Raw genomic sequence first — 21,079 nt, 5'->3', positions numbered from 1 at the left:
CCAAAAACAAAAGGGCGCCTGCAGGCGCCCGCATGAGCCGTCGATGGATCGGCACGAGTTACTAGCTGGCGGCGCTCAGCCCGAAGAGGTCCGCCGCAATGCCAAGCCCCTTCTCATTGTGCACCTTCAGTGTACCTTCGCCGATGATGACCCCTTTATCCGCGTCTCCCGTTTTGGCGATATCGCGGTCTTCCTGAATATTGCGGAGCCACAGGAAGGAGAGCATGTCCGTGTCTATAAAGAAGGCATTGCGGGCGAGCCCGGCGCCGACCGCCTGCACACGATTCGGGTGGATCATCACTGTGCCGAACGGCCCCTCGTAATAATCCGCCGTCGCAACGATCGTGTTTCGCTCTCCGCCCTGCGAGACTGCATAGCGGAAGGGCGCGACATTGCCGTCGGACATGAAGGTGACGAAGACGGATTTGACATAGGGCGAAACCGAGACATGCCGGAAATTCGCGCCGTTTTGGTAACCCTGCTGCATCACATCGTCCAGGATGGTCTTTGAGAATGCTCGTTGGGGGCCGTCGGTCGGTTCCGCCGTCAGGCCGGTGTTCGCATCGAAGCCGCCGTTGATGCCGCCGGGTGCGCGCGAGACATTGGTTTCGATCCAAGTCGGCAATGAGCCGAGCTCGCGCGTTGCGCCGGCCACGGAGGCGTTAGAATTGACGATCGCATATTCGACGTCCTTGCGGATCTCGACGCCCTTTTTCAGCTTCTGATACTTCCGCTTCTGCACGTTTCCGGCCTCGGAAACGACTTCCTGCGTCGCCGAGATGATCCAGTCCTTGCGCATGATCTGCGTATAGTTGCCAAGCCGCTGTGGCGGGGTTATCGCGCCAAACGCATATTCCTCACCCTCCTCGCGGATATTGGCGCCCGGGGCTGCGAGTTCGTCCGTCTCCCATTCCGGGTGGACCGTGACGCACTTGCCCTTTTCGATCAGCGAATAGATCGGAGTGTCTTCCGGTGTAATCCGCGAAACCACGTCGGAAAGCTCCTCGCGATTGCCGACGGCCTGGGTCGTCTGAAACGTGTTGGTGACAACTGCCATGTGTTCGTCCTTCTATGATTATGAATGGGGCCGTCCGCGCCCCCCCAGGCACTCGGAATGCCTTTGTCAATGAGTCGGGGTTGAAGAGGCGATCGATTGCCTCTTGGCGCGCTATTCGAAGTCGACCGCCATCGCGTCGCGGATCGATCCGCTCCGCGTAAGACGCCGCATTGCCTCGCGGCTCTCTCGGTTCTGCCGCTGCGCCTGGCTCTTCGCCTTCACGCGGGGTGTCGGGGCCGGCGCCTCAGTTACCTTCTGCAAGGCCTTTAAGCGCGCCCGCTCGGCATTGAGCCCAAGCCGGGCATAATGCGCGAGCTTGAAGAGGCGGTGGTCGATCACCTCGCGCATTTCCGGTTCGGAGAAGCCGAGTTCCCGGGCCGTCTCGAAAGCTTCGGCGAAGAAAGCCTGCCGCCCCTCGTCATCCCTCGTCTGCGGGAACGCTTCCAATAGTTTGGCGTTTTCCGCCGCGAGCCTCTCCTCGGCTGCTGCAGATTGAAGCTCCGCTACGACGCCTGCCGGTTCGTCGGCGAGTGCCATCATCCGCGCGAGTTGCTCCAGCCCCGCCTGACGCAGCGCCCGTTGACGCTGATAGGCTTCCGGATCGGAGAGCCGCAGCTCTTCCGACGGCTCATCCGGAATCTGCCCGGCGACCAGTTCCGCAACGGCTTTGGCGGTCGCAACCACACGGCTGCTCATACTTTCGAGCGCCCGCCCCCGATTGGCCAAATCCTGCTTCTTGTGGCGGTAGTCGCGCTCGCGCATATAGCCGAGCTTCAGCTCCTCGAGCGGAACCTGCTCGCCACCCTCGAGCGTCACGATCATGTCCTCGGCCTCGTTGGCCGCCTCCTCCTCGTCAGAAAGGGTCGGCTCGTCGCCATCGGCATCAATCCCGTTTGGCTCACCATCGTCGTGTCCGGTCTCTCCGCCGCTCCGCTTCTCCTCATCCTCATTCCGCGGGTTGGCCTCATGCGGCTCCCAGAAATTCAGCTCGTCGTAGCTTGCGGGCTCTGCCGAGCCGTCAACGGTTTTGCTCCCACCGAAAGGCAGGTCGGCACTATCGTTCATCATGGAAGAACCTTTTGGCTGGGCGGAGCGACGGCACGCGCCATCTCCGCATCGAAAAATGCGCTATTTCAATGCGCTGCAGCAGCTTGATGACTTGCTTTCGAAAAGCACGCCGCTTGAAAACGCCAGAACAAGGCGCCTGGCCTCGGCCCGACGCGCACGCTTTATGCAGGCGCGCCTGTTCCCTCGGACTTGGCTTGTTCCGTCAGGAACTTGAGCTTGCCGCGGAAGTTCCGGATCGCTCGCACCTCCGCAGCAAACGCCGCGCGGCTCTCGTGATCGGTAAGTTTGGCATTGACGCAGCCGTTGACCGCAGCAGCCTCCAAATCGTCCATCAGCCGCTCGAATAGCGGATTGTTGAGAAGCGCCCGTGCAGCCGTAATTCTTTCGTCCGAATTCATCCTATGAAACTTTCATTGCAGAGATGTGCCAAATCTACCGTGGGGTAGATGCCTGCCTTTGAGTTGCAACAGAGGGACGGCGCTGGAGAAGCTGACGTTAGGATGGTGGCCAAGACTCGCCAACGAGGCTTCAAACCACTATAGACCCCGACACAGGCGCCGGCATGCGGCAGCCATATCGAGCCAGGGAAGACGGGCTTATTGAACGCCAAGAATAGAAAAGAGCGCACAGTCGATTCCGAGAGCATCAGCGGAATTCTTCGGCGCACCATCGCCGAGAACGGCCGCGACCACATTGGCGGCTATGCTTTTGCGATTCTTTGCCTGGCGGTGGTGGCGACCACGACGGGCTTCACGGCCTGGATCATGGAGATCGTGGTCAACGAGGCCTTCGCCAATAAGCGCGCCGACATCGTCCTCTTGATCTGCGGCGCCATCTTCTTCGCGTTTCTGCTGCGCGGCCTCGCCACCTACGGCCAGGCCGTGGCGCTGTCGAAGATCGGCAACAACATCGTCGCACGCTATCAGCAGCGGCTCCATGATCATCTCATGGCGCTCAGCGTCGGCTATTTCCACGAGCATCGCTCGGCGCAGTTTGCCGCAAAGATCAGCCAGAACATCAGCGGCATCCGCAACCTCTTGAACATGACGGTGACGTCGGTCGCGCGCGATCTCCTGACCTTGATCGGTCTCGTCGGCGTGATGTTCAGCAAGGACTGGCTGCTTTCGCTCCTCGTATTCTTCGTTGCGCCGCCTTTGCTTCTCGGCCTCAGATATGTGTCCAAGCGGCTGCGCGCGGCGACGCGCGAGGCCGTCGAAGTCAACAGCCGCGTTCTCGGCGCGATGCAGGAAACCATCCAGGGCATTTCCATCGTCAAGGCCTTCACGATGGAACACGAGTTGCGCCGCAAGGTCGAGGCGATCATCGACCGGGCCGAGAACCGCGCCAATCGCATCGCGCGATTGAGCGAGCGCACGGCGCCGATGACCGAAACCTTCGCGGGACTGGCGATCTCGAGCGTGCTTGCCTATGCCGCCTTCCGCACGATCTACAGCAACATACCGCCGGGTGCCTTCTTCGCCTTCGTTGCCGCGCTGCTCATGGCCTATGATCCGGCACGGCGCCTGGCGCGCCTGCAGGTCTCTCTGGAGCGCGCCGCCGTCAACGCCCGAATGATCTACGAGATTCTCGATACGGTGCCGCACCAGCGCGATCGGCCGGATGCGACCGAACTGACGATTCACGAAGCCACTGTCGAGCTGCGCGAAGTACGTTTCGCCTACGGCAGTGGTGACGAGATCCTGAAAGGCGTCAGCTTCCGTGCCGAGGGCGGCAAGACGACCGCGCTCGTCGGCCCCTCCGGCGCCGGAAAATCGACCATCATCAGTCTCATTCCGCGCTTCTACGATCCTAAGTCGGGCCAGATCCTCATTGACGGCCAGGACATCGCCACCGTCACCAAGCAGTCTCTGCGCAACGGGCTCGCCTATGTTTCGCAGCAGCCATATCTCTTCGAGGGCTCGATCCGCGACAATATCCGCTACGGCCGACCCGACGCCACGGACGCGGAAATCGAGGAAGCGGCGCGGCTTGCCTATGCGCATGAATTCATCCTGGCCCAGCCGCAGGGCTATGACACGCCGGTCGGCGAGCATGGCGTGACGCTCTCCGGCGGTCAACGCCAGCGCCTGTCGATCGCCCGCGCGCTCGTGCGCAATGCGCCCATCCTTCTCCTCGACGAAGCCACCTCGGCGCTCGACACAGAATCGGAAACCGCGGTCCAGAAGGCGCTTGACCACGCCATGAGCGGCCGCACGGTTATCGTCATCGCCCACCGCCTCTCCACCATCGTCAACGCCGACAAGATCGTCGTCATGAGCGATGGGCGTGTCGCGGAGGAGGGCACGCATGGCGAGCTTGCGCGGCGTCCGGACGGGCTCTACGCTCGCTTGCACAATGACTGCGACGCGAAGTCCGACTTCAGTTGATGCTACGTCTTCACCCCGCCAGCGGTTCGGCCGAAATTATTTGTTTGGCAATCACGAGACCCAGCTGCCATCTCAAGCGTAAGCCTTACCGAGTTGAAGCGTTCGCGGCCTTATTTGGTCGTCACCCCAAGGTGGGGTGGTCCACCTTCATTTGACCAGCAAGAACAGGGCGCTCCAGCGGGGCCGACACCATACGGGCACACCTTCTTTGGTGTGGTGCATTGCCTCGGACCCTGCGAAGGGTGAATGGGCGGCGTAGTCGACCGGGATGCGGCGGAGGCGGACGCGGCCTGTGCGGGTAGGGCCGTCTCGCTGCACGAAGAAGAAAATAGCGTAAGTACAACGACCAAAGATAAACAAACACAATTACTTATGTGCATCAGAATATGCCTTTTTTACCCTGTGCGCCTCCCAGCCTCATTCATACAGCACAAAGAGAGTTAAGTTATGACTAAACAGGAATCAATGCCCTCACCTATTGAGGTGATGTAACCGCGTCAGCCGGCGCGACCTCCCACGTGCGCTGCCGTCAGCGGCCCGCCGCCCACCATCTCCGCGGCGTTCTGCTGCCGCTTCAGGTCCAGCTCCGCATCGATCTGGTAGCGCTTCAGCGCGCCCTTCTGCTGGATTTCGGCAAGCTTCAGCTCGCGGTCGATCTCCAGCTTCCGCCGCTCGTTTTCTGCCGAAAGCCGCGCCTTTTCCGCGTCGGCCTGGGCCCGCATCTGAAGCTTCTGCAACTCCGGGTTCGGCTGGCTGGCTGCCGCCTGCATGCGCCGCTCGATTTCCTCGGGCGTCGGCTTGGTGAAATAGAGCTCCGGCGATTTCAGCCCCGCCGCCTCCACAGATTTGGCAATGCCGTTATAGAGGTTGTCCGGCGAGACATAGGGGTTGTCCGGTCCCAGCGTCGCCAGCAGCTTCTCCTGAAGCCCGAGGATCATCTGGATCATCATCATGTCGCGCTCGCGCGTGCCGGCGCCGAGCCCCGTGTTCACCGTCGCGTCCATCTCGGCGTTCCAGTGGCGCGGGTCGAAAGTCACCCATTGGCCGCGCAGCCGCACGGCCCGCGGCCGGTCCTGGTGCTTGATGACGAGGCGCAGCAAGCCCTTGAAGACGCGCCTCAGGCCTTGCGCAAAGGTGCGGACCATCAGCTCCGTCTGGCCGATCCCCGCCTGCTCTATCAGCGCCGTCGCCCGCGCCGTCATGTTCGTGAGCGCATCCGGCGCAAGCCCGCTCGAGGCATCGGAAATGCCGGTGCGGTCCGTCGCCTCCTGGTCGAGATAGGAGAGCATCGCGAAGGATTCCTTGGCGACGAAGGGCACCATGGAATAGCCCACCGCCGCGCGCGCATCGATCCCCTGGCTCACCCTTATCGGCTGGCCGAATTTCGGGTTGAGCACGGCTTCGGGATTGGCGATCGCCCCTTCCTGGACGATCGGCTGCTGGTTGTTCTGCCAGTAGAGATTGTCCAGCGTCTGGCGCATCAGCACGGTTTTGACCCGCTGGATTTGCGCGAGATCGTCGGTCACCGAGCCGCCCTCCCGCTGATGCGGCCGCCGCTCGACGATCAGGTCGGCAAAGGGCACCTCGTCCCATTCCTCGTTCGAAAGCAGGTTCTCCTCGCCCGTGCCGCCGGCAAAGACGAGCCGGCGCAGTTCCGCGATCCCGTCGTCGTCCGCATCGATCGTCACGTAGAGCTCGTAATAGTCCACCTCCTCCAGCGCCTTCGGCACTTCGTCGCGTGCCTCGAAGGCGTCGCGCCTGCGCGCAAATTCCTCGTCGTCGCGGCCGCTGTCGCCGGTCGAAGCCGGCAGCCGCTCGATCAGGTCGCGGTCGTAACCCATCGCGATCAGGTCCGAGCGGCGCATGCGCATCGCAATGCCGGTGATCGGGCTGTCCTCGATCGAGATCGCATCGGGGTGGATGAGGAATTGTTCGAGCGGCACCGCTGCCAGCCGCGGCGTGCCGCGCTCCGTCAGCCGCCGGATCTTCACGCTGTAGCTCGGCTGCTCCACGACCGGAGCGGGATCAGGAAAAGAGTGAAGCGGTTCTCCGCCTGTAAAGGAATATGCCTCCGCCGTCTCGATCTTCTCGATCGTCTGCGATTGTTCCAGCACCTCGACATCGTCGTCGCCGACGAGCTGCACGAGCGCCGCCTCGTCGAGCCCCGTATGGGTCGAGACGGAAACCGCCTGCTTCTTCTCGTACCACCAGCGGATGACGCCGTTCCTCAGCGTCAACGCGTCATGCGCCGCATCCTGCACGGCGTCATAGCCGTTGCTTTCCGGGAAAACGACGTAATTGATGTAGTCGGTCGCCTGCTCCGCCGCCGCCTCGTCGCCATCGCCGACCGGCTCGTATTCCACCACCTTGTCATTGCCGAGAATGGTGCGGATCAGGGAAGGCAGCACCTTCTTGATCGCCGCGCGCACGTCCCGGGAAACCACCTTCGAGCGGTTGGCATCCGCCGGCACGTCCCGCATCGTGCCGTCATAATATTCCATCGCCTTGATGCGGTCGGTCGCGAGCTCGTCGCGATAGCTTTCGCAGTCCTTCACCAGCTGGCCGACGAGGGCGCACAGGCGTTGATCGGTCATTGCGGCCATCAGAGAACCTTTCGGGCAGTGAAATTCCAGTTTGCTTTGCCGTTGTTCGCCCGCGCATAGCGCTTCATCATCAGCGCGTAGCGCGAGGCCGAGATCAGGTCGTCGCGTTCCTTGACGATCCTGCCGTCCTTGCGGTGATAGAGGCGGAATTCCTCGAACCATTCCGCTGCGGTGGAAAACACCTTCCAGCGTCCGGTCTGCATCCGCTGGAGCATGTCGGAGAGTCCCGCCTCGACGCCGTTCGTGCCGTCGTCGAAGGTCGCGCGTTCGGGCAGCAGGGCCAGCCCCTGCGCGCGGTATTGCGCCGCAAGCTGGTTGCCGCTGCCCTTGTCGTGCTGCAGGCCGTCATGCGGCCAGGCAAAGGGGAGTGAGCCGCCCCAGGGCCTCAGGGCAGCCGCATGGATGATCGGCGTCGCCTCCCGCTCGCGATAGATCTTCGTCACGTAGAAGGTGTCCGCGTCGCGGTCCCAGGCGCAGGCCGCGGCAGCGAAGGGGTGATCCCAGCCGAAATCGAGACCGCCGATCTCAACCCAATGTTTCGGGATCTCGAACGGCTCGACGCGGATGCTCTCCTCGGCCACTGGGAAGATCCGGCCCGAGCCGAGCGACGGCACGCCTTTCGTCCGTGCCTCCCGCTCATGCGCGGGATAGCTGGCGATGATCCTTTGGCGCTCCTCCGGCGTGTAATGCGCCGCATCCTCGATCGTCATGGTGATGATCTCGCGGTCCGGCGATTTCTCCATGAGAAAGCGCGCCACCACGCCGCTCAAGCCCTTGAGCGGCGTGAAGGTCACGGCGATCGAGCCGCCGGTCGCGTTGGTGCGGGTGATGCCCTCGAAATAGACGTCCTCCGGCGGCTCCTCGTCGAACCAGACGTAATCCACCGTGTTCGCCTGCCATTTGCCGCGCCCCTGCTCGTAAGCCTTGAAGAGCAGCGTCGACGTGCCGCCCGAGCCATGCCGCACGGTGACGCTGTCGAGCACGCCGGAAGCGCCGGCGCGCCTGGTCGTCGCCATGATCGCCGCCTTGGGAATGAACCCGGTTCCCCAGTCCTCCTCGCTGAGCGGCGGCCCGACGAGCAGCCGCTGCACGCCGTCGCGCGTCAGCTCGTGGGATTCCGAGCCCGCCAGCATCACGATCGGCTTGTCGAAACGCCTGCCCTGCCACCAGTCGGGATATCGCCCGGTGAGGTGCATCGACGCTTCCGCCGCACCCGCAAGCGTCTTGCCCAGCTGGTTGCCGGCCATGAACAGCCGTTCCCGAAAGTCGGCGCCGGCCGCATGGAAGTCGCGCTGTTTGCTATAGGGCCTGTAGTCGGCGAGCAGGTTCGTCCGCCGCCGCCGGTCGAGCTCCGCCATCAACGTGGCCTGCTCCCGGAGCATGGCGGAAAGCTCCGGCGCCATCGAGCCGCCGGCCGCCTGCGATCGCTTTGCCATCCGCCGCCCGCCCTTGTTGATTTCCGATGCGTTGCCTACCGCCCTCGCCGGGGAGGCGATCGCTCTGTCTTGCGCGATCCGTCAGGAAGGCCGATTGTTGTCGGGTAGGCGATCGCAGCGCCGCGCGCCTTTGAGACGCGAAAGGGCACGTCTTTATCGCTGCATGTCGTCGTCTTGATCGAGAGTCGAGAAGACACGCAGCAGGGAGCCGCAAACATGATCGAAGGCCATTGCCATTGCAGGGCGATCCGCATCACCGTCCCGGTCCGGCCCGAAACGCTCGGCGATTGCAATTGCTCGCTCTGCAGCCGGCTCGGCGCACTTTGGGGCTATTACCCTGCCGAAGAGGTGACGATCAGCGATCCGCAGAAAAAGCTGGTCGGCTATGTCCAGGGCGACAAGACGCTCACCACCCACCATTGCAGCACATGCGGCTGCACCACCCATTGGTCGCCGATCGGTCGCTCATCCTCGCGCATGGCCGTGAACATGCGCATGTTCGACCGCTCGGTCTGGGAGGACATCCCTCACCGGCTGATCGACGGCGCGAGCTGGTGAGATTGCCCTCAAGCAATCTGCAGCCCTGTAACGCCGGTAACTGCCCATCGCCGCCAAAATCTCTTTCTTCGGCACATTCTCATATAGTTGAGGACATGCTAGTTTTTGGCCAAAAATGGGGGACGTCCAAATGCCGCGCATCGCAAATCTCTACTTCAAAACAGCCATCGTCTTTTTGATCCTCGGTATCTCGATCGGCCTGCATATGTCGATTTCGGGAAATCACGCCGCGACCGGCGCCCATGCGCATGCCAATCTTCTCGGCTGGGTGACGATGGCGATCTTCGGCGGCTATCATGCGCTCAATCCGCAGAAGGCCGCGCGCCGCCTGGCGGCGATCCAATACGCCGTCTACACCTTCGGCGTCGCCGTTCTCATTCCGTCGCTCTATCTGCTCTTGTCCGGAAACGCCGCCATGGAGCCGATCGTCGCCGTTTCCTCGCTCATCGCCTTTGCCGGCGTTCTCCTGTTCGCCGTCATCATCTTCTCGCGCGAGGAGACCGCCACGGCAGCGATTGCCCCGGCACGCTGAAAGCTTCGGCAGCCTGCGCAACTGGGTCGGCCGGCTGGCCGCCCTCATTTGGCTGGCTGCCGCTTGACCGAGCGCGAAGAAGGCGCCCGCCGTTGAGAGCGGCGGGCGCCGGCTTTCTTTGGGTCGAGCAATGGCCGGATCGCCACGTCCAGCAGGCGGATCCGTTCGATCAGCTGTTCGTCCGAAAGATCGTCCATCCCGCCCGATGCACCGAGATCCTTCGGCAGGATCGAGGCGACGATTTTCAAATAGCTCTCCGGCTTTTCCTCCCGGATGCGCGCGACCACGGCCGCGCCATGCGCCTCGAAATCCGCCTGAACCGCATCGGCGAAGGCGCCGCCGAGCCGGCCGCGCCCCCTCGCCCGCTTCGCCGCGGCGCCGGCCTTGACCGGTGCGTCGGCCGGCGGACCGGCGGCGCAGTCCGGGCTTTCCTTGTCGAGCATCGAAACGCACCCTTGCCACATAACTCTTGACCCCGGTCCCGGCGGCCGGCGATGCCGCACCCTCGCGAGCCGCGCCGGTTGGCGGCGCCTGCATCTGCGAGAGGATCGACGCGTCGCCCCCCCAACCGCTTATGGTTGGGTCGACGCGAAGACGCATCGCCGGCCGCATACGGCGCCGCAGCATCTGACGTCAGACGCGCCGGTCGCCGTAAGCTCTGATTTTTCGTGAAATGTCGAAAAGGCGGCAGCGGCTTGTTGGCCACTCGATCGCAACGCCACCGGGGAAGCAGAAGAAGGATAAAATTCCTATCGTTGATTTATGGAATAACCGAACCGTTCCATTTGCGCAAGCGCCCGGTGAGATGAGGGCAAGCGGTTTTCGGTTTAGCCACAGAATTTGTGCGGGCGACCCGCTCGTGACCCCGGGCACGCATCTGCTGAGCAAATACAACTGCTATACAACCGTATATCATAAATCGATTGCGCAATGGCTCGGCGCCTGCTTCAATCAGATTGCCGGTGCGAAAGCGCGGCGTAAGTTCGATGGAAGAATACCTCGCAAGAGACATGCGGGGGAATGACGAGATCGGACGAATTGTTGATACTGGACCATCGTTCGCCTGCGGGCAGGCGATGTTATAATTGAACTGTTGGCGCCAGCACAATGAAGCGGCGACCGTATTTAAGCAGATTGTCATAAGCGCTGCCGACTGCAGCAATTTTTAGAACTGAACCATAGCCCGCTTTCCGGCAGCGTGCCGGGAACCAGAAATCCTCTCACGCATTGCCTTCGCGGGAAAAGGAGTTTCGCCATGACCCACCATTGGATCCTTATCGCTTTCGGGTTTCTTGCCGGCGCTACCTTGTTTTTGGCGGCCACCTGGCAGCGAACGCCGCCCGCTGAGCAGGTAACTGTAAAGCTGGACAAGACCGATCGCCTGCACGGCCCCGCCATTCAGACGTCGTTCCTCATGGAGCGCTTCGGACCCGAAATAAAAGCCGAATAGCAGTTCTCCGGACACTCGCCGGCACCGCGTCGCTTGCAGCACGATCAATTATAAGGCGAGTTGCAGGGACGGCGCGGCCCCTCGAAAGGCTGGAAAGTGTTGTCGTAAGCCCGGTAGGAAATATAGCGCTCGCGGCACCAGAGCAGATGAGCCTTGGCGGAGTCCACGATTCTCCGTCGGGGCCTCGGCAGCGGCCCTCCGACGGTGGCGCCGGAACCTATGCTGATGTCGGGCGCCATACCGCGGTAGCGTGAGCCGTAACCCGGATAACGCTGCTGCAGGAAGTCGCGATACTGCCGTTCGATGAACAACTCATGCCGGTTGTCGAATTCACAAGGCGCGGAGGCGCAGGTTTGCGCCTCGAGGGAGTCCACGCCCGTTCCCGCGATTGCCAGTGCCAGCCCGATGATTGCTGGTGTCCTCACGCGACCCGCCTCTCCGTTTTCCAAAACGAATTGAACTTCGACGCCGATCTCCCCTGCACCCTTTCTAAATTGAATTCGACCCAGGTCCAAGGACAAAGACTTGCTGCGACCGTTTCGCGTCTGACAAGACACGCACTTTGGGAAACGGAAGCTGGCTCCACCTGTCCATATTTGGGAGTCGACGCGCGGTGGCCGACGGCAACGCCGAAGCTGCGCGGGGCCATCAACGCCGTTGTGGCCCCGCGCCTCGATCCTGTAAACACGCTCACAAATAGGGCGAGACGCAATGCCTCCGCGGCCCGTAATAGGGCTGGAAGGTATTGTCATAGGCCCTGTAGGAACGGTAACGCGCATAGCACCAGCGGGTATGTGCGCTGCCGCCGACATAATATCTGGGCGGAGCGGCGTATCGCGGCTGCGCCAGCAGCCCGCCTATGATCGCGCCGGCCGCCAACCCGCCGAGGGCGGCGCCCAGATCATTGTCGCGATGGCGGTGGCGATAGCGACGGTGGCGATAATAGTCCTCATCCCACCGATCGCGGTGCCTGTAGCTGTACCGCCGGTCATCCCGATCTCGGCGCCAGCGACGCTCCCCGCAATCCGGCCAGGGGCAGCGATTACGGAATCTCCGATCCTGGCTCTTTCTTTCCTCACCGCGTTCGTAGGTAAACTGAACCTGCTGAACGTCGGCGGTTTGCGTCTTCACGACGGGCATGGTGGGAAACGCCAGGGCGGGCGGCGGAACGCTGCTTACTGCCGTCGCCAGGGACAAGGCGACGATTGCTAACCTGTTCATAGCCTTCACCTTTCGATGTATGTCCCTTCAACACTAAAGAATGGTCGAATCCTGGTTTTGTGCCAGCCTTTAGGCTGCCAATCACGAATTTTTGATCGCCGCTTTCGGTCACAGCCGCTTGACCGGCTTCATTGCGTGGGCCCGACGCATGGAGCCCAACATTGTTGCACCCTGCAGAGCTTGCGGCCGGCGTTCGGTGGTCGAGAGAAACTCTGGTTCTGGCGGAAGCTTTTTCTAGGGTCCCCACCCCTGTAAGTGTCGCAGGGATGAGGTAGCGGCGCGAAGGAGAAAATTCCTATCGTTGATTAACGGAATACTCCATCTCCCCATGGTCGCGCAAGCCCTTGTCGAAGACGAGCGCGTTCAAACCGCGCTTTAGCCACAGCAATTGTGCTTCCGGCATCATGCGCAGCCCTTCATAGTCCATCACGCAGACATTGAAGACCGTCGTCTTCACCTGCCGTCCCTCGGCGCATCTGAGCAGCACGCCCTCGAGCCGCATCATCGTTTCGCTGGCCTTGCCGGCCCGGCGGTGCCGCTCCTCGCTCGTTTCGCCGGGGTGCCCCTGCACACGCCCGATGTCCTGTGCGCGCACGCTCGGCAATGGGATTCCGGTCAGCTGGTAGTAGCGCGTCATCGCCGCAGCATAGTCGTCGCCCGCCTGCCGCTGCGCCTCGGTGATCCGCCCGTCGAGGAAAAGCCGGCCGAGCGTATAACCGGCGAAGGCGCTGCTCGTCGCAAGCCCGTGCATGCGCTTGCGCGCAGCGATCGCCACGGCCATCGCCTCCTTCTCGCTTTCCCGTTTCGACCATTGCGGCTTGATCTTGCCGCAGGCGAAGCGCTCCGCATCGGCCTTGCGCGGCCGGCCGAGTTGCGCCTTGCGCTTCGCACGCAGTTTCTGAGCCTTGCTCATCATCGGTAATAACCCTTTCATGCGGGGGAGATTCGGATGCAGCGTCTCAAAGCCCTTGCGCGTCTGAGAGACGCCCGGCGCCGCCCTGCGTAGAGGCCGGACGCTCCTCCGGCTCGGCTTTCACCGCGGCAAGCACCGTCGAGTGATCCCGACGAAAGATGCGGCCGATGCGCGGCAGCGAGAGGTCCGGACGGCTCTGATAGACGGCTCGCATGCAGGCATGCCTCGGCTTCACCAGCCGGCGCTCGCGGCGCACGCTGATGATGTCGTCCCAGCTCACGCCGGGGAAATCGGCGAGCACCGAAGCGACGATCGCTTCGACGGATCGCCTTTCCTCGCCCGCACCGTCATCGGCACCCGAGCTGCGCCCCGACAGAAGCGCCTTTGCCTGCGCCAGCAGCCGCGCCTCCGCGTCGGCGAGATCTGCCTCCAACGCCGCAATTTGACGCCTGTGCGCTGCATTCTCCTGGGCGAGCTCCGCGGCCTCGGCTTCGAGCCTGGCCAGCACCGCCGACCGGCCGCCCGACGCGGCCGCGCCAACCAGCCTCTCGCGCACCGCCCCGTAGTGGCGGTGCTGTCTTGTCAGTTCCGGATTTGTCATGCCTCTCCTCGCATTTCCCTTGCTCTTCAGTTTCTCTTGCCCTTCGCAAGCGGCTCCGCCGTCGCCTCCCCGCTCGAGAGACGGCGCCGCGCTTCCGCGCCGTATTCGCGGTGCTCGACGGCCGCCTAGGCAGCGGCGTCCTCCGCTTTGGAAATCGGGTATGGTCGGATCAATACGGCCTCCTTTTCCGTCGATCGCTGCAGTTCCCGTCGCTCGCAGCGCCTGCAGCGCCCCGACGTCACTGCAACCTCCGCAATGCGCCAGTCATGACATCATACATGTTGCAATGTCAACATGATTTATGTTATTCATGTTGCTATGTTGCATGTCATGAGCGAAAGAGCTGAACGTTTGCGCCAGGCGCGCATCAAGGCGGGTTACCGCTTTGCCTCCGATGCGGCGAACGCGCTTGGCGTCGTCGCCTCGACCTATCGCGCGCATGAGAACGGCCAGAACGATTTCGAATTGGCCGAGGCCGAGCTTTACGGCCGGAAGTTCAATGTCGACCCGCTCTGGCTGCTGAAGGGTACGGACCGACTGCCGGTTGGCGGCGTGGGATACTCTCTGAAGATGCCAGAGGTCGACTCACCAAACGCAGAGATTGGCGCGAGCGTCACCGGCCGGGGCAGGAAAATCCCTGTCTTCGGTCAAGCCGTCGGCGGTTTGGATGGGGAATTCCTGATGAACGGCGCTGTCTTGTACGAAGTCATGGCGCCGCCCATTCTTTCTGAAATTTCAGGCGCCTATGCGGTCTCGGTCTCCGGCGATTCCATGTCTCCGCGCTACGAAGACGGTGAAGTCTGCTTCGTCGACCCCACCCGCCGCGTCCGCAAAGGCGACTATGTCATCGCGCAGATCCGCCTGGAGGAAGGCGGCGCACCACTTGCCTATGTCAAGAAATTCGTCCGCCACAACAATTCCGAACTCGTGCTCGAGCAGTTCAACCCTCCGAAGGAACTGCATTTCGAAGCCCAAACGGTACAATCCGTTCATTACATCGCCCTCGCCGGAAACGCCTAGCTGGCGCATCTGCGCGAAAATCGATCCGGCCATCGGCAAGCTCGATGCGCCGACCATTTGCGCGTCTGGAAACACGGGCGAAGCGGCGCCTCCAACACAGAAACAACACGTATCGTGTTGACACGCGACATGGCGAGTGCAATGTTGCCTTTCCGGTGAACGACACGAAAGGCATCGAGGCAGAAATGTCCATCCCCCGCATAAGAGTCGACCTCCACGGTCACGTCGATGCGCTGTTCAGCGCCGACCTCCTGCGATCGAGCGACGCGGAAAACCAGGCTGCGCTCAGAAGCTTCCTCTCCTCCACCTATTCAAGCCTGGCCTCCCTCGCCTGGAACCTCGGCGCCGACGGCGACGTCCTGCAGCGGGAAGCCGTCCCCGCCACCGAACTCATCGACGACGTCTTCTTCGAACGCAATCGTGAGCGCGAGATTTCCGATAACGGCGGCGATCAACGGATGCGCCTTCTCGGAACGCACAATCACCGCCAGCAATTCGGAGGGCCGCTCTGATGCGAGCCGAGACTTACGCCGTCGCCAACCTCGCCGCGCTGAACCTGATCGAGGCGGTGAGCGCCGCTTACTACGTCACCGACAAGGACGCGGCCGCCCGCCACGAATTCCGTGCCCGCGAAATGCTGAGGAAGATCGCTTTCGCGTTGGGTTACGAGATTTCGCCCAAGGAGCGGCAAGAGGTGCCTGAGGACCGCCCCTTTCAGGGCCTCAGACTCGTGTCGGAGCGGAATGGCGAATGAGGGCTGCGCCTATGCTATACTTTCGGCGCGGCGCTACGCTGCAGCGCCGCCGGAGCTGTGATCGCATGAGCAACGAAGTGGCAGTCCGCTCCTACGAATTATTGACGTCAGCGGACCTTGAAAGGATCTCATCGGTCGCGATGGAGGCTCTCGCCGGCATCTTTGACCGGGCGCCGGTCGCTGGCCTTTACCGCGATCGGCTGCTCCTGCTGGCGCTCGCCCAGGGAGGCGCGCTCCACTATCTCAACGGCACGAACGGAATTAAGGACTTCGATGTCTGGGCCTTCTTCGAAGCTGGCGCTGCCAAGCCCTTCCCCCACAGGAAACGGTGGAGCACCGACTTTGGCCCATCACGCTTCGGCCGACACCCGGACGATGCCGGCTACAGCGGCCGCCGCCTCGACCTGATGGGGCGTTCGATCACGCTCGGTAACGGCGACCCGCCTCAGGACGCCGTGCGGCGCTGGCTTGGCTCCGGCGCGAGATCCGCAATTGCGCTCCGCCAAAGGCCGATCTACTGCCTGTGGCCAAAGAGCGCCTTCGGCGAACGGGTAAACTGATTTTCAATCGTCGTCCGCCGGGCATGGCCAATGGCTCGGCGCCGAAAGGCCTGCCGGCAATTTCGTTGCCGCGTCGCCGCAGGTGAGATCGACCTGCTCCTGCGTCAGGCCGGAGGCGGCCGAGAGGTCGACCCCCTCTATTCTCGTCTGGAACATGAATGCGCGGCTGAAGTCGATCGGGCCTTCGAAAGCCGAACCGCTCAGCACGGCGCGGGACAGATTGGCCGTGGAAAAGCGCGTGCCTGTCAGCACTGCCCTCGCGAAATTGGCGCGGCCGAGCTCGGCCTTCTCGAAATCGGCCCCGGTCAGCTTCGCCTCGGTAAAGTTGGCGCGTTGCAGCTCGGAACTGACGAAAGAGGCTTTCTCAGCCGAGATCCCCGAGAAATTGCCGCGGTAGGCCTCGACCCTGCTGAAATTCGCCCCGTCCGCTGTCGCTCCGGCGAGCGAGGCGCGCACCAGCGTCGCCTTTTCGAGATTGGCCGAAGTGAGATTGGAACCGCCAAGATCGGTGGCCGAGAAGTCGGTGTTGAAAAGATTGCTGCCTTGAAGATTGCTCCTGCCGAGCATCAGCTGCCGCTTGTTGCAATCGCTCCAGTCCATGCGCGGCCGGGCCAGGCCCTTGCAGTCCCCGGCCGCCGCCTCACCGGCAAAGGCGAAAGAGCCGAAAGTGATGCAGAACGCCGCGATGCCCGCTTCAATGGGCGAGACGAAACCGCTGAGCCTGCCGCTTCTGGCCCGCACGCACCCGTCCGATCTCGCCGCCCTAGTGCTCATCTCATCCCGCCTTGTTGGCATTATTTTATGGCTTGCCGCACCGAGAGGAAAGTCAGCAATCCGGACGTCGCCCACATATGCCGCAGCTTTGGAACCTCACGCGGTTCTCCGGATAGCGGGCATACCATGCGCGCAACTCTCAATCCTTTGCCTCCGCTTGGGATCACGCCTCCACGGCCTGGATCGCGGAGAGCTGCCAATCGGCCCCATGCCTGCGCTGGAAGGTCCAGAGCTCGACAGTTTCCGTCGAGTGGTCGGGATCACCGCTGACGACGCGGCCGGTCGCCCGGTCGCGCATCACGTCGATGCTCTCGTATCGCATGGCAACCGTGGCGTAGTCGGCGCCATTTTCGCGCCAGGCCTCTGCCACGTCGCCCTGGACGAGATGCACGTCCCTTACGTCGTTCTTGAGGCCCTTCGTCGCGTTCTCCCCGAGTTCCTCGGCGAGGTAGGACATGGCCTCAGGCGTCGTCAGCCGGCGCAGCGCCACATAATCTTCCGCCCCATAGGCCGCCTGCACCTCCTTGAGCATTGCCTCGAAGCGATCGAGATCGCCCTGCCCGATGCCGATTTCGTCGCCTGCGTCCCGAGCCTGCGCCGGTCGGGCTTCGGAGGCAGCAAGTCCCGCCCCCTGGCGGCTCGTGCCTTCGCCGATGCGCGGAATGCGGAAGGATGGCGAGGTGCCGTGAGCTGCGTAGGATCCCGTCGCCGCCGCTTGCGCCGAATAGGCGGGTCTTGCCCCGCGGTTGAAGAACCGCATCGCAAGAACAATGGCCGCAATGATCAGGCCAAGCTGCAGCAGGAGACCGAGGAAACCGATGCCGCCGCCGAGCCCATGGCCAAGCAGCATGCCGATGAGGCCTCCCATCATCAGCCCGCCGAGCATCGATCCGCCGAACCCGCCGAAGAGGCCCGGGCGTCTCGCCGCCGTTTGGGTCTGCGCTGCCGGTCTCGTTGCTGCCGAAGGGTCGGCATTCTGCCGCGGTGTCATCGTCCGTTCGATCGGCGCGGCATTAGTCGGAGCCGTTCGGGTGACCGGCGGCGTGGAAAAGGTCCGGCTGCCGCGCGAGCCGAACCCGCCGCCCGCCCGCCGCGCCTCAGCCAGGTCGGCCACCGCCAACGTTGCCGAAAGACCGATGGCGGCCACCGCCAGAACTCGTCCAAAACGCTTCATGTCTTCAATCCTGCTTCTCACTCCCGCCGGAAACCGGCCACAGCAAGCGATATAGAGACAGAGGCATCGCAGTTTAAGAGCGCCGCAGCGAAATTCTCAACCTCAGTCCTCGCTGGCTCACAGCGCCGCGCATCTTATCGCGCGCAAAGGACCAGAAATCGGTTCCGATTTTCTAGGCCCGAAGCGCTGGTCAGCTGAACGAAACGGGCGCGATGAACCCCATTTCTAGGAGCTGCGCCGATCCGCAGAAACGGACGGAATGCTCGCTGGCAAAATCAAGATCGCCGGTTTCCTGCAGGTCTTCCAGCATTTTCCGATAGGCCACGGCCCCGTCGAAATATTGGCCGTCGGCCACCGCCGCTTCGATCTTCTCCTTGTAGTCGGCGAAGAACTTGAAGTGCAACAGCACGCCTGTAACCGGCACAAAGTTCCTTTCGCAGGGCAGCGGCTGATGGATGCTGACGCTGAGGCTGCAGGTTCTGTCCCAGTAAATGACGGGGTATTTCATGAGCTCCAGCACATAGGAGAACTTGCGCTGGCGCGGACCTCCCTTAATGCTGATCGCTCTTTTCGTGTAGCTTATCTCGTAGCCGGCGCCGTCGAAATGGTCGGCGATTTCCCACGGCATGCGGCCGTCATTGCCGTCGAGCATTGCCGAACCGAGGGTCCCGATCGGATACATGTCCAGCATCGGGGCCGCCAGACGCTTTTCGCCCCGGCTCTCGAGGACGCGAATGAGCCTACTCAGCGGTTGGTGCTCGCAATCCTGGTAGATCAGGAACTCGTCGGAGTCGACGTTGAGATACCACCGGTCACCGCCGTAACGCGCAAACAGCGCCTCCCGCCATTCCCGGCCACGGCGAGCGTCGCCATAGCGAAGCGGCGAACGCCAGACATCCACATCCGGCTCAGACAGGAGATATTCGCGCGTGCCGTCGGACGACACGTCATCCACACAGATGAAGCGCGTCACGCCAAGCTTGCGATAGTGCGCCAGGAAGGACGGCATCAGCTTGAGGTCGTTGCGGGTGTTGAAAACGAGCGGAATGTCGTCGTCGCCGAGCGGCCGCGCGCCGCCTTCGGTGAGGCAGGACATCTCGATCTCGCGCTTCCACCGGCGAACCCGCGCCGTCAGCCGCAACGTGTCGTAAAGCGTGCGCACACGATCGAAAAACGGCCGCGGGCGCAACCCGGTCTCGTTCTCGGAAATGCGAAAGGGGTAGTGAAGGTCTTTCAAAATCCGCTCCAGTCGACGCCGCGAAAGGAGCCTTTATCGGCATCATGCGGCGAATTCAACTCTGCGGAACTCGGCAACGCTCCACTTCGGTCGCATGCGCGAGAGCACGCCACAGTGCGTCAACACGTGTCGTGGAAAGCTCCTGCCGCACAACCGCGGTGCCGTCACCGGGGGCGTTTGCGAGGCCAACAGCGCCGGCAGCATTCGCCAATTATGTTTCGAGGAGGCAGTACCCCGTCCACGCGCCGGTGCCCGCTGGTCGAGCTGATGCTGACGATTGCCGGCGAGCGGGCCAAGGACGCCAATGAAGAGGCGCAATAAAGGGCCTTCCTGAGAGTGGGGAGGCCCTTGCGGCGACGATGCCTGAGGACTAGCTACTGGGCAGCATTTTGACCTCAGTTGAACGTATGCAGTTTGATTTTCAGGCTGCCATCGCTTTGCCGCTCGAAGACATGTGTCGAGACTCCGCTCCATGGCTGGTCTTTGCCCTGGGCATCCTTGCCCTTGGCTGACCACTTTGCTGCCGCATATATCAGTTTGCCGTCGCCATCCGCCTTGATCATTTCGAGCTTGTGATCGGTCGCGCCCCTCCCGAAGATGCCGCTGAAGAATTTTTCAACCCCAGCGGGTCCTTCGATTACTTCATGGCTGGGCGGAAGGAGAAGTGCATCCTCGTTGTAGAAAGTCGCAACCGCCTTGGCGTCTCCCTTTTCGAATGCCTCGTCCCAAGCTGTGTAGGCTGTCTTGACATCGTCTTCGAGGGGACCGCCCCGAACCGGCAGGGTCGCCATGAAGATGGAGCATGCTGCGAGCGCAACTGGCCAACCAACGCGTGTCATTGACATGGCTTTTCTCCTCACCATTGTTACAGCTATACTCATGATCCGAAGTATATCACGTCAAATGTACTATATATACAGCCCAGTATTGGCGTAGCCGAGTTGATTGGTGAATGCCTCGAATGGCCGGCTCGGGGGAATGCGCCTATCCACTAGCCGGTGCCGGTGTTGAGGAAATAGCCGACGACGCCTGCCACAACGACAGCAGCCAAACGGCGACAGCCCGGACGATCGAGGATGCCATTTATCCCCTGTTGGACGGGTATCGGCAGGAGAGTTGCAGGGTCGCTGGTTGTCCTCTGCATCGAGGCTGTGCTGCGATCAGGTCTGCAATGGATCGGGTGCGATCTTACAGCGCTCCTGGATGAGCACCGCAAGCCCATGCGGGCCGACGCCTTCCTCGAGGCGGTTCCAACCGAATGCTTCGTAGAAGGAGCGCTTTTCCGGCAAGGCGCACAAATAGGCGATGTCGTACCCCAAGCCGAATGCCGCCTCGGCCGCGCGGCCAACAAGTGCCCGGCCTATTCCCCGCCTGCGGTGCTCTGGGTCGACCCATACGGCAGCGACCCACGGGGCATATTGCGGACGCTCTTCCAGATCGCAGGAAACAATCAGGGTCGATCCCAGATACTGCTTCCCATAATGGGCGACGAGACCGAGGGGCAGCGGCCGATCATCCAGCATTTCCTGCATATGGTCGGACACCTGTTCAAACGGATGACCTGCTCCCTGCCACCAAGCGCGCCAGACGCGGTCCGCGACCGTGGAGCAAAACCCCGGCTGCTCCCGCAGGTCCGAAATTGCGGATGGGCGTGTCTGTGCGCTGGTCATGCTTGTTCTCACGAGGCTTCAGTCGCGGGGAAGGGAAACGGGCAAGCTTAAACTGAACCGCAGT

The 21,079-nt window shown here is 62.4% G+C and carries 24 protein-coding genes; 8 read left to right on the top strand and 16 right to left on the bottom strand.

Going from position 1 to position 21,079, the window contains the following annotated elements; genetic code table 11:
• Positions 1-61: 61 nt before the first annotated feature.
• The 3 genes from J2Z31_RS17725 to J2Z31_RS17715 all read right to left on the bottom strand — a co-directional run bounded on the left by J2Z31_RS17725 (position 62) and on the right by J2Z31_RS17715 (position 2,523).
• On the bottom strand, positions 62-1,057 hold the full coding sequence (locus J2Z31_RS17725) for a DUF5309 domain-containing protein (RefSeq protein ID WP_209602878.1): 996 nt from the start codon (positions 1,055-1,057) through the stop codon (positions 62-64).
• A 111-nt stretch (positions 1,058-1,168) separates the two neighbouring features.
• Positions 1,169-2,125, bottom strand: a complete 957-nt coding sequence (locus tag J2Z31_RS17720; protein ID WP_209602877.1) for a hypothetical protein — start codon at positions 2,123-2,125, stop codon at positions 1,169-1,171.
• A 161-nt stretch (positions 2,126-2,286) separates the two neighbouring features.
• On the bottom strand, positions 2,287-2,523 hold the full coding sequence (locus tag J2Z31_RS17715) for a hypothetical protein (RefSeq protein ID WP_209602876.1): 237 nt from the start codon (positions 2,521-2,523) through the stop codon (positions 2,287-2,289).
• 201 nt (positions 2,524-2,724) lie between these two features.
• Here J2Z31_RS17715 and J2Z31_RS17710 point away from each other — a divergent pair, with 201 nt between their 5' ends.
• Positions 2,725-4,512, top strand: coding sequence for an ABC transporter ATP-binding protein (locus tag J2Z31_RS17710; protein ID WP_209602875.1), 1,788 nt, complete (start codon positions 2,725-2,727; stop codon positions 4,510-4,512).
• A gap of 497 nt (positions 4,513-5,009) precedes the next feature.
• Here the strand turns inward: J2Z31_RS17710 and J2Z31_RS17705 are convergent, their stop codons facing one another.
• Both J2Z31_RS17705 and J2Z31_RS17700 read right to left on the bottom strand, forming a co-directional pair.
• Positions 5,010-7,115, bottom strand: a complete 2,106-nt coding sequence (locus tag J2Z31_RS17705; RefSeq protein ID WP_209602874.1) for a portal protein — start codon at positions 7,113-7,115, stop codon at positions 5,010-5,012.
• Positions 7,115-8,518, bottom strand: coding sequence for a terminase large subunit domain-containing protein (locus J2Z31_RS17700; protein WP_408022045.1), 1,404 nt, complete (start codon positions 8,516-8,518; stop codon positions 7,115-7,117). The genes J2Z31_RS17705 and J2Z31_RS17700 overlap by 1 nt, the downstream gene beginning before the upstream one ends.
• 249 nt (positions 8,519-8,767) lie before the next feature.
• On the opposite strand from J2Z31_RS17700, the gene J2Z31_RS17695 reads away from it, so the two are divergent.
• Together J2Z31_RS17695 and J2Z31_RS17690 are read left to right on the top strand one after the other, a co-directional pair.
• A complete protein-coding gene (locus tag J2Z31_RS17695) occupies positions 8,768-9,109 on the top strand; it encodes a GFA family protein (protein WP_209602872.1) in 342 nt (113 codons plus the stop codon).
• A 130-nt stretch (positions 9,110-9,239) separates the two neighbouring features.
• Positions 9,240-9,641 (top strand): hypothetical protein, encoded by a 402-nt coding sequence (locus J2Z31_RS17690; protein WP_209602871.1) that lies wholly within the window; start codon positions 9,240-9,242, stop codon positions 9,639-9,641.
• A gap of 44 nt (positions 9,642-9,685) precedes the next feature.
• On the opposite strand, the gene J2Z31_RS17685 is transcribed toward J2Z31_RS17690, so the two are convergent.
• A complete protein-coding gene (locus J2Z31_RS17685; protein WP_209602870.1) occupies positions 9,686-10,084 on the bottom strand; it encodes a hypothetical protein in 399 nt (132 codons plus the stop codon).
• Positions 10,085-10,896: 812 nt separating this feature from the next.
• Between J2Z31_RS17685 and J2Z31_RS17680 the strand changes: the two genes are divergently transcribed.
• Positions 10,897-11,091: a hypothetical protein gene (locus J2Z31_RS17680; protein WP_209602869.1), complete on the top strand. Its 195-nt coding sequence runs from the start codon at positions 10,897-10,899 to the stop codon at positions 11,089-11,091.
• 44 nt (positions 11,092-11,135) lie between these two features.
• Here the strand turns inward: J2Z31_RS17680 and J2Z31_RS29370 are convergent, their stop codons facing one another.
• From J2Z31_RS29370 to J2Z31_RS17660, 4 genes are all read right to left on the bottom strand, one after another.
• Complete coding sequence (locus tag J2Z31_RS29370) at positions 11,136-11,516, bottom strand: BA14K family protein (RefSeq protein ID WP_408022040.1); 381 nt, start codon at positions 11,514-11,516, stop codon at positions 11,136-11,138.
• A gap of 265 nt (positions 11,517-11,781) precedes the next feature.
• Positions 11,782-12,312: a BA14K family protein gene (locus J2Z31_RS17670; RefSeq protein WP_209602867.1), complete on the bottom strand. Its 531-nt coding sequence runs from the start codon at positions 12,310-12,312 to the stop codon at positions 11,782-11,784.
• Positions 12,313-12,607: 295 nt separating this feature from the next.
• Positions 12,608-13,228, bottom strand: coding sequence for a hypothetical protein (locus tag J2Z31_RS17665; protein WP_209602866.1), 621 nt, complete (start codon positions 13,226-13,228; stop codon positions 12,608-12,610).
• Between the two features lie 43 nt (positions 13,229-13,271).
• Positions 13,272-13,826, bottom strand: coding sequence for a helix-turn-helix domain-containing protein (locus J2Z31_RS17660; RefSeq protein WP_209602865.1), 555 nt, complete (start codon positions 13,824-13,826; stop codon positions 13,272-13,274).
• Between the two features lie 330 nt (positions 13,827-14,156).
• On the opposite strand from J2Z31_RS17660, the gene J2Z31_RS17655 reads away from it, so the two are divergent.
• The 4 genes from J2Z31_RS17655 to J2Z31_RS17640 all read left to right on the top strand — a co-directional run bounded on the left by J2Z31_RS17655 (position 14,157) and on the right by J2Z31_RS17640 (position 16,160).
• Positions 14,157-14,846: a LexA family transcriptional regulator gene (locus tag J2Z31_RS17655; RefSeq protein ID WP_209602864.1), complete on the top strand. Its 690-nt coding sequence runs from the start codon at positions 14,157-14,159 to the stop codon at positions 14,844-14,846.
• Between the two features lie 185 nt (positions 14,847-15,031).
• Positions 15,032-15,358 (top strand): hypothetical protein, encoded by a 327-nt coding sequence (locus J2Z31_RS17650; protein ID WP_209602863.1) that lies wholly within the window; start codon positions 15,032-15,034, stop codon positions 15,356-15,358.
• Positions 15,355-15,600 carry a hypothetical protein gene (locus tag J2Z31_RS17645; RefSeq protein ID WP_234939512.1) on the top strand — a complete coding sequence of 82 codons (246 nt, stop codon included), beginning with the start codon at positions 15,355-15,357 and terminating at the stop codon, positions 15,598-15,600. Before J2Z31_RS17650 ends, J2Z31_RS17645 begins: the two co-directional genes overlap by 4 nt.
• A gap of 65 nt (positions 15,601-15,665) precedes the next feature.
• Entirely contained in the window at positions 15,666-16,160 is a 495-nt protein-coding gene (locus J2Z31_RS17640) for a hypothetical protein (RefSeq protein WP_209602861.1), read from the top strand.
• A 3-nt stretch (positions 16,161-16,163) separates the two neighbouring features.
• On the opposite strand, the gene J2Z31_RS17635 is transcribed toward J2Z31_RS17640, so the two are convergent.
• The 6 genes from J2Z31_RS17635 to J2Z31_RS17610 all read right to left on the bottom strand — a co-directional run bounded on the left by J2Z31_RS17635 (position 16,164) and on the right by J2Z31_RS17610 (position 21,015).
• Positions 16,164-16,934, bottom strand: coding sequence for a pentapeptide repeat-containing protein (locus J2Z31_RS17635; protein ID WP_209602860.1), 771 nt, complete (start codon positions 16,932-16,934; stop codon positions 16,164-16,166).
• 163 nt (positions 16,935-17,097) lie between these two features.
• Positions 17,098-18,108 carry a Tim44 domain-containing protein gene (locus J2Z31_RS17630; protein WP_209602859.1) on the bottom strand — a complete coding sequence of 337 codons (1,011 nt, stop codon included), beginning with the start codon at positions 18,106-18,108 and terminating at the stop codon, positions 17,098-17,100.
• Between the two features lie 190 nt (positions 18,109-18,298).
• On the bottom strand, positions 18,299-19,270 hold the full coding sequence (locus tag J2Z31_RS17625; protein WP_209603001.1) for a glycosyltransferase family 2 protein: 972 nt from the start codon (positions 19,268-19,270) through the stop codon (positions 18,299-18,301).
• A 470-nt stretch (positions 19,271-19,740) separates the two neighbouring features.
• Complete coding sequence (locus J2Z31_RS17620; RefSeq protein ID WP_209603000.1) at positions 19,741-20,136, bottom strand: YybH family protein; 396 nt, start codon at positions 20,134-20,136, stop codon at positions 19,741-19,743.
• Positions 20,137-20,336: 200 nt separating this feature from the next.
• Positions 20,337-20,489: a hypothetical protein gene (locus J2Z31_RS17615; RefSeq protein WP_209602858.1), complete on the bottom strand. Its 153-nt coding sequence runs from the start codon at positions 20,487-20,489 to the stop codon at positions 20,337-20,339.
• Positions 20,490-20,505: 16 nt separating this feature from the next.
• On the bottom strand, positions 20,506-21,015 hold the full coding sequence (locus tag J2Z31_RS17610; protein ID WP_209602857.1) for a GNAT family N-acetyltransferase: 510 nt from the start codon (positions 21,013-21,015) through the stop codon (positions 20,506-20,508).
• Positions 21,016-21,079 lie beyond the last annotated feature (64 nt).

Origin of the sequence: Sinorhizobium kostiense (assembly GCF_017874595.1) — a bacterium.
Taxonomy (GTDB): Bacteria; Pseudomonadota; Alphaproteobacteria; order Rhizobiales; family Rhizobiaceae; genus Sinorhizobium; species Sinorhizobium kostiense.
The sequence above is the reverse complement of the archived record's forward strand: the minus strand, read 5'-3'. Positions and strand labels throughout refer to the sequence as shown.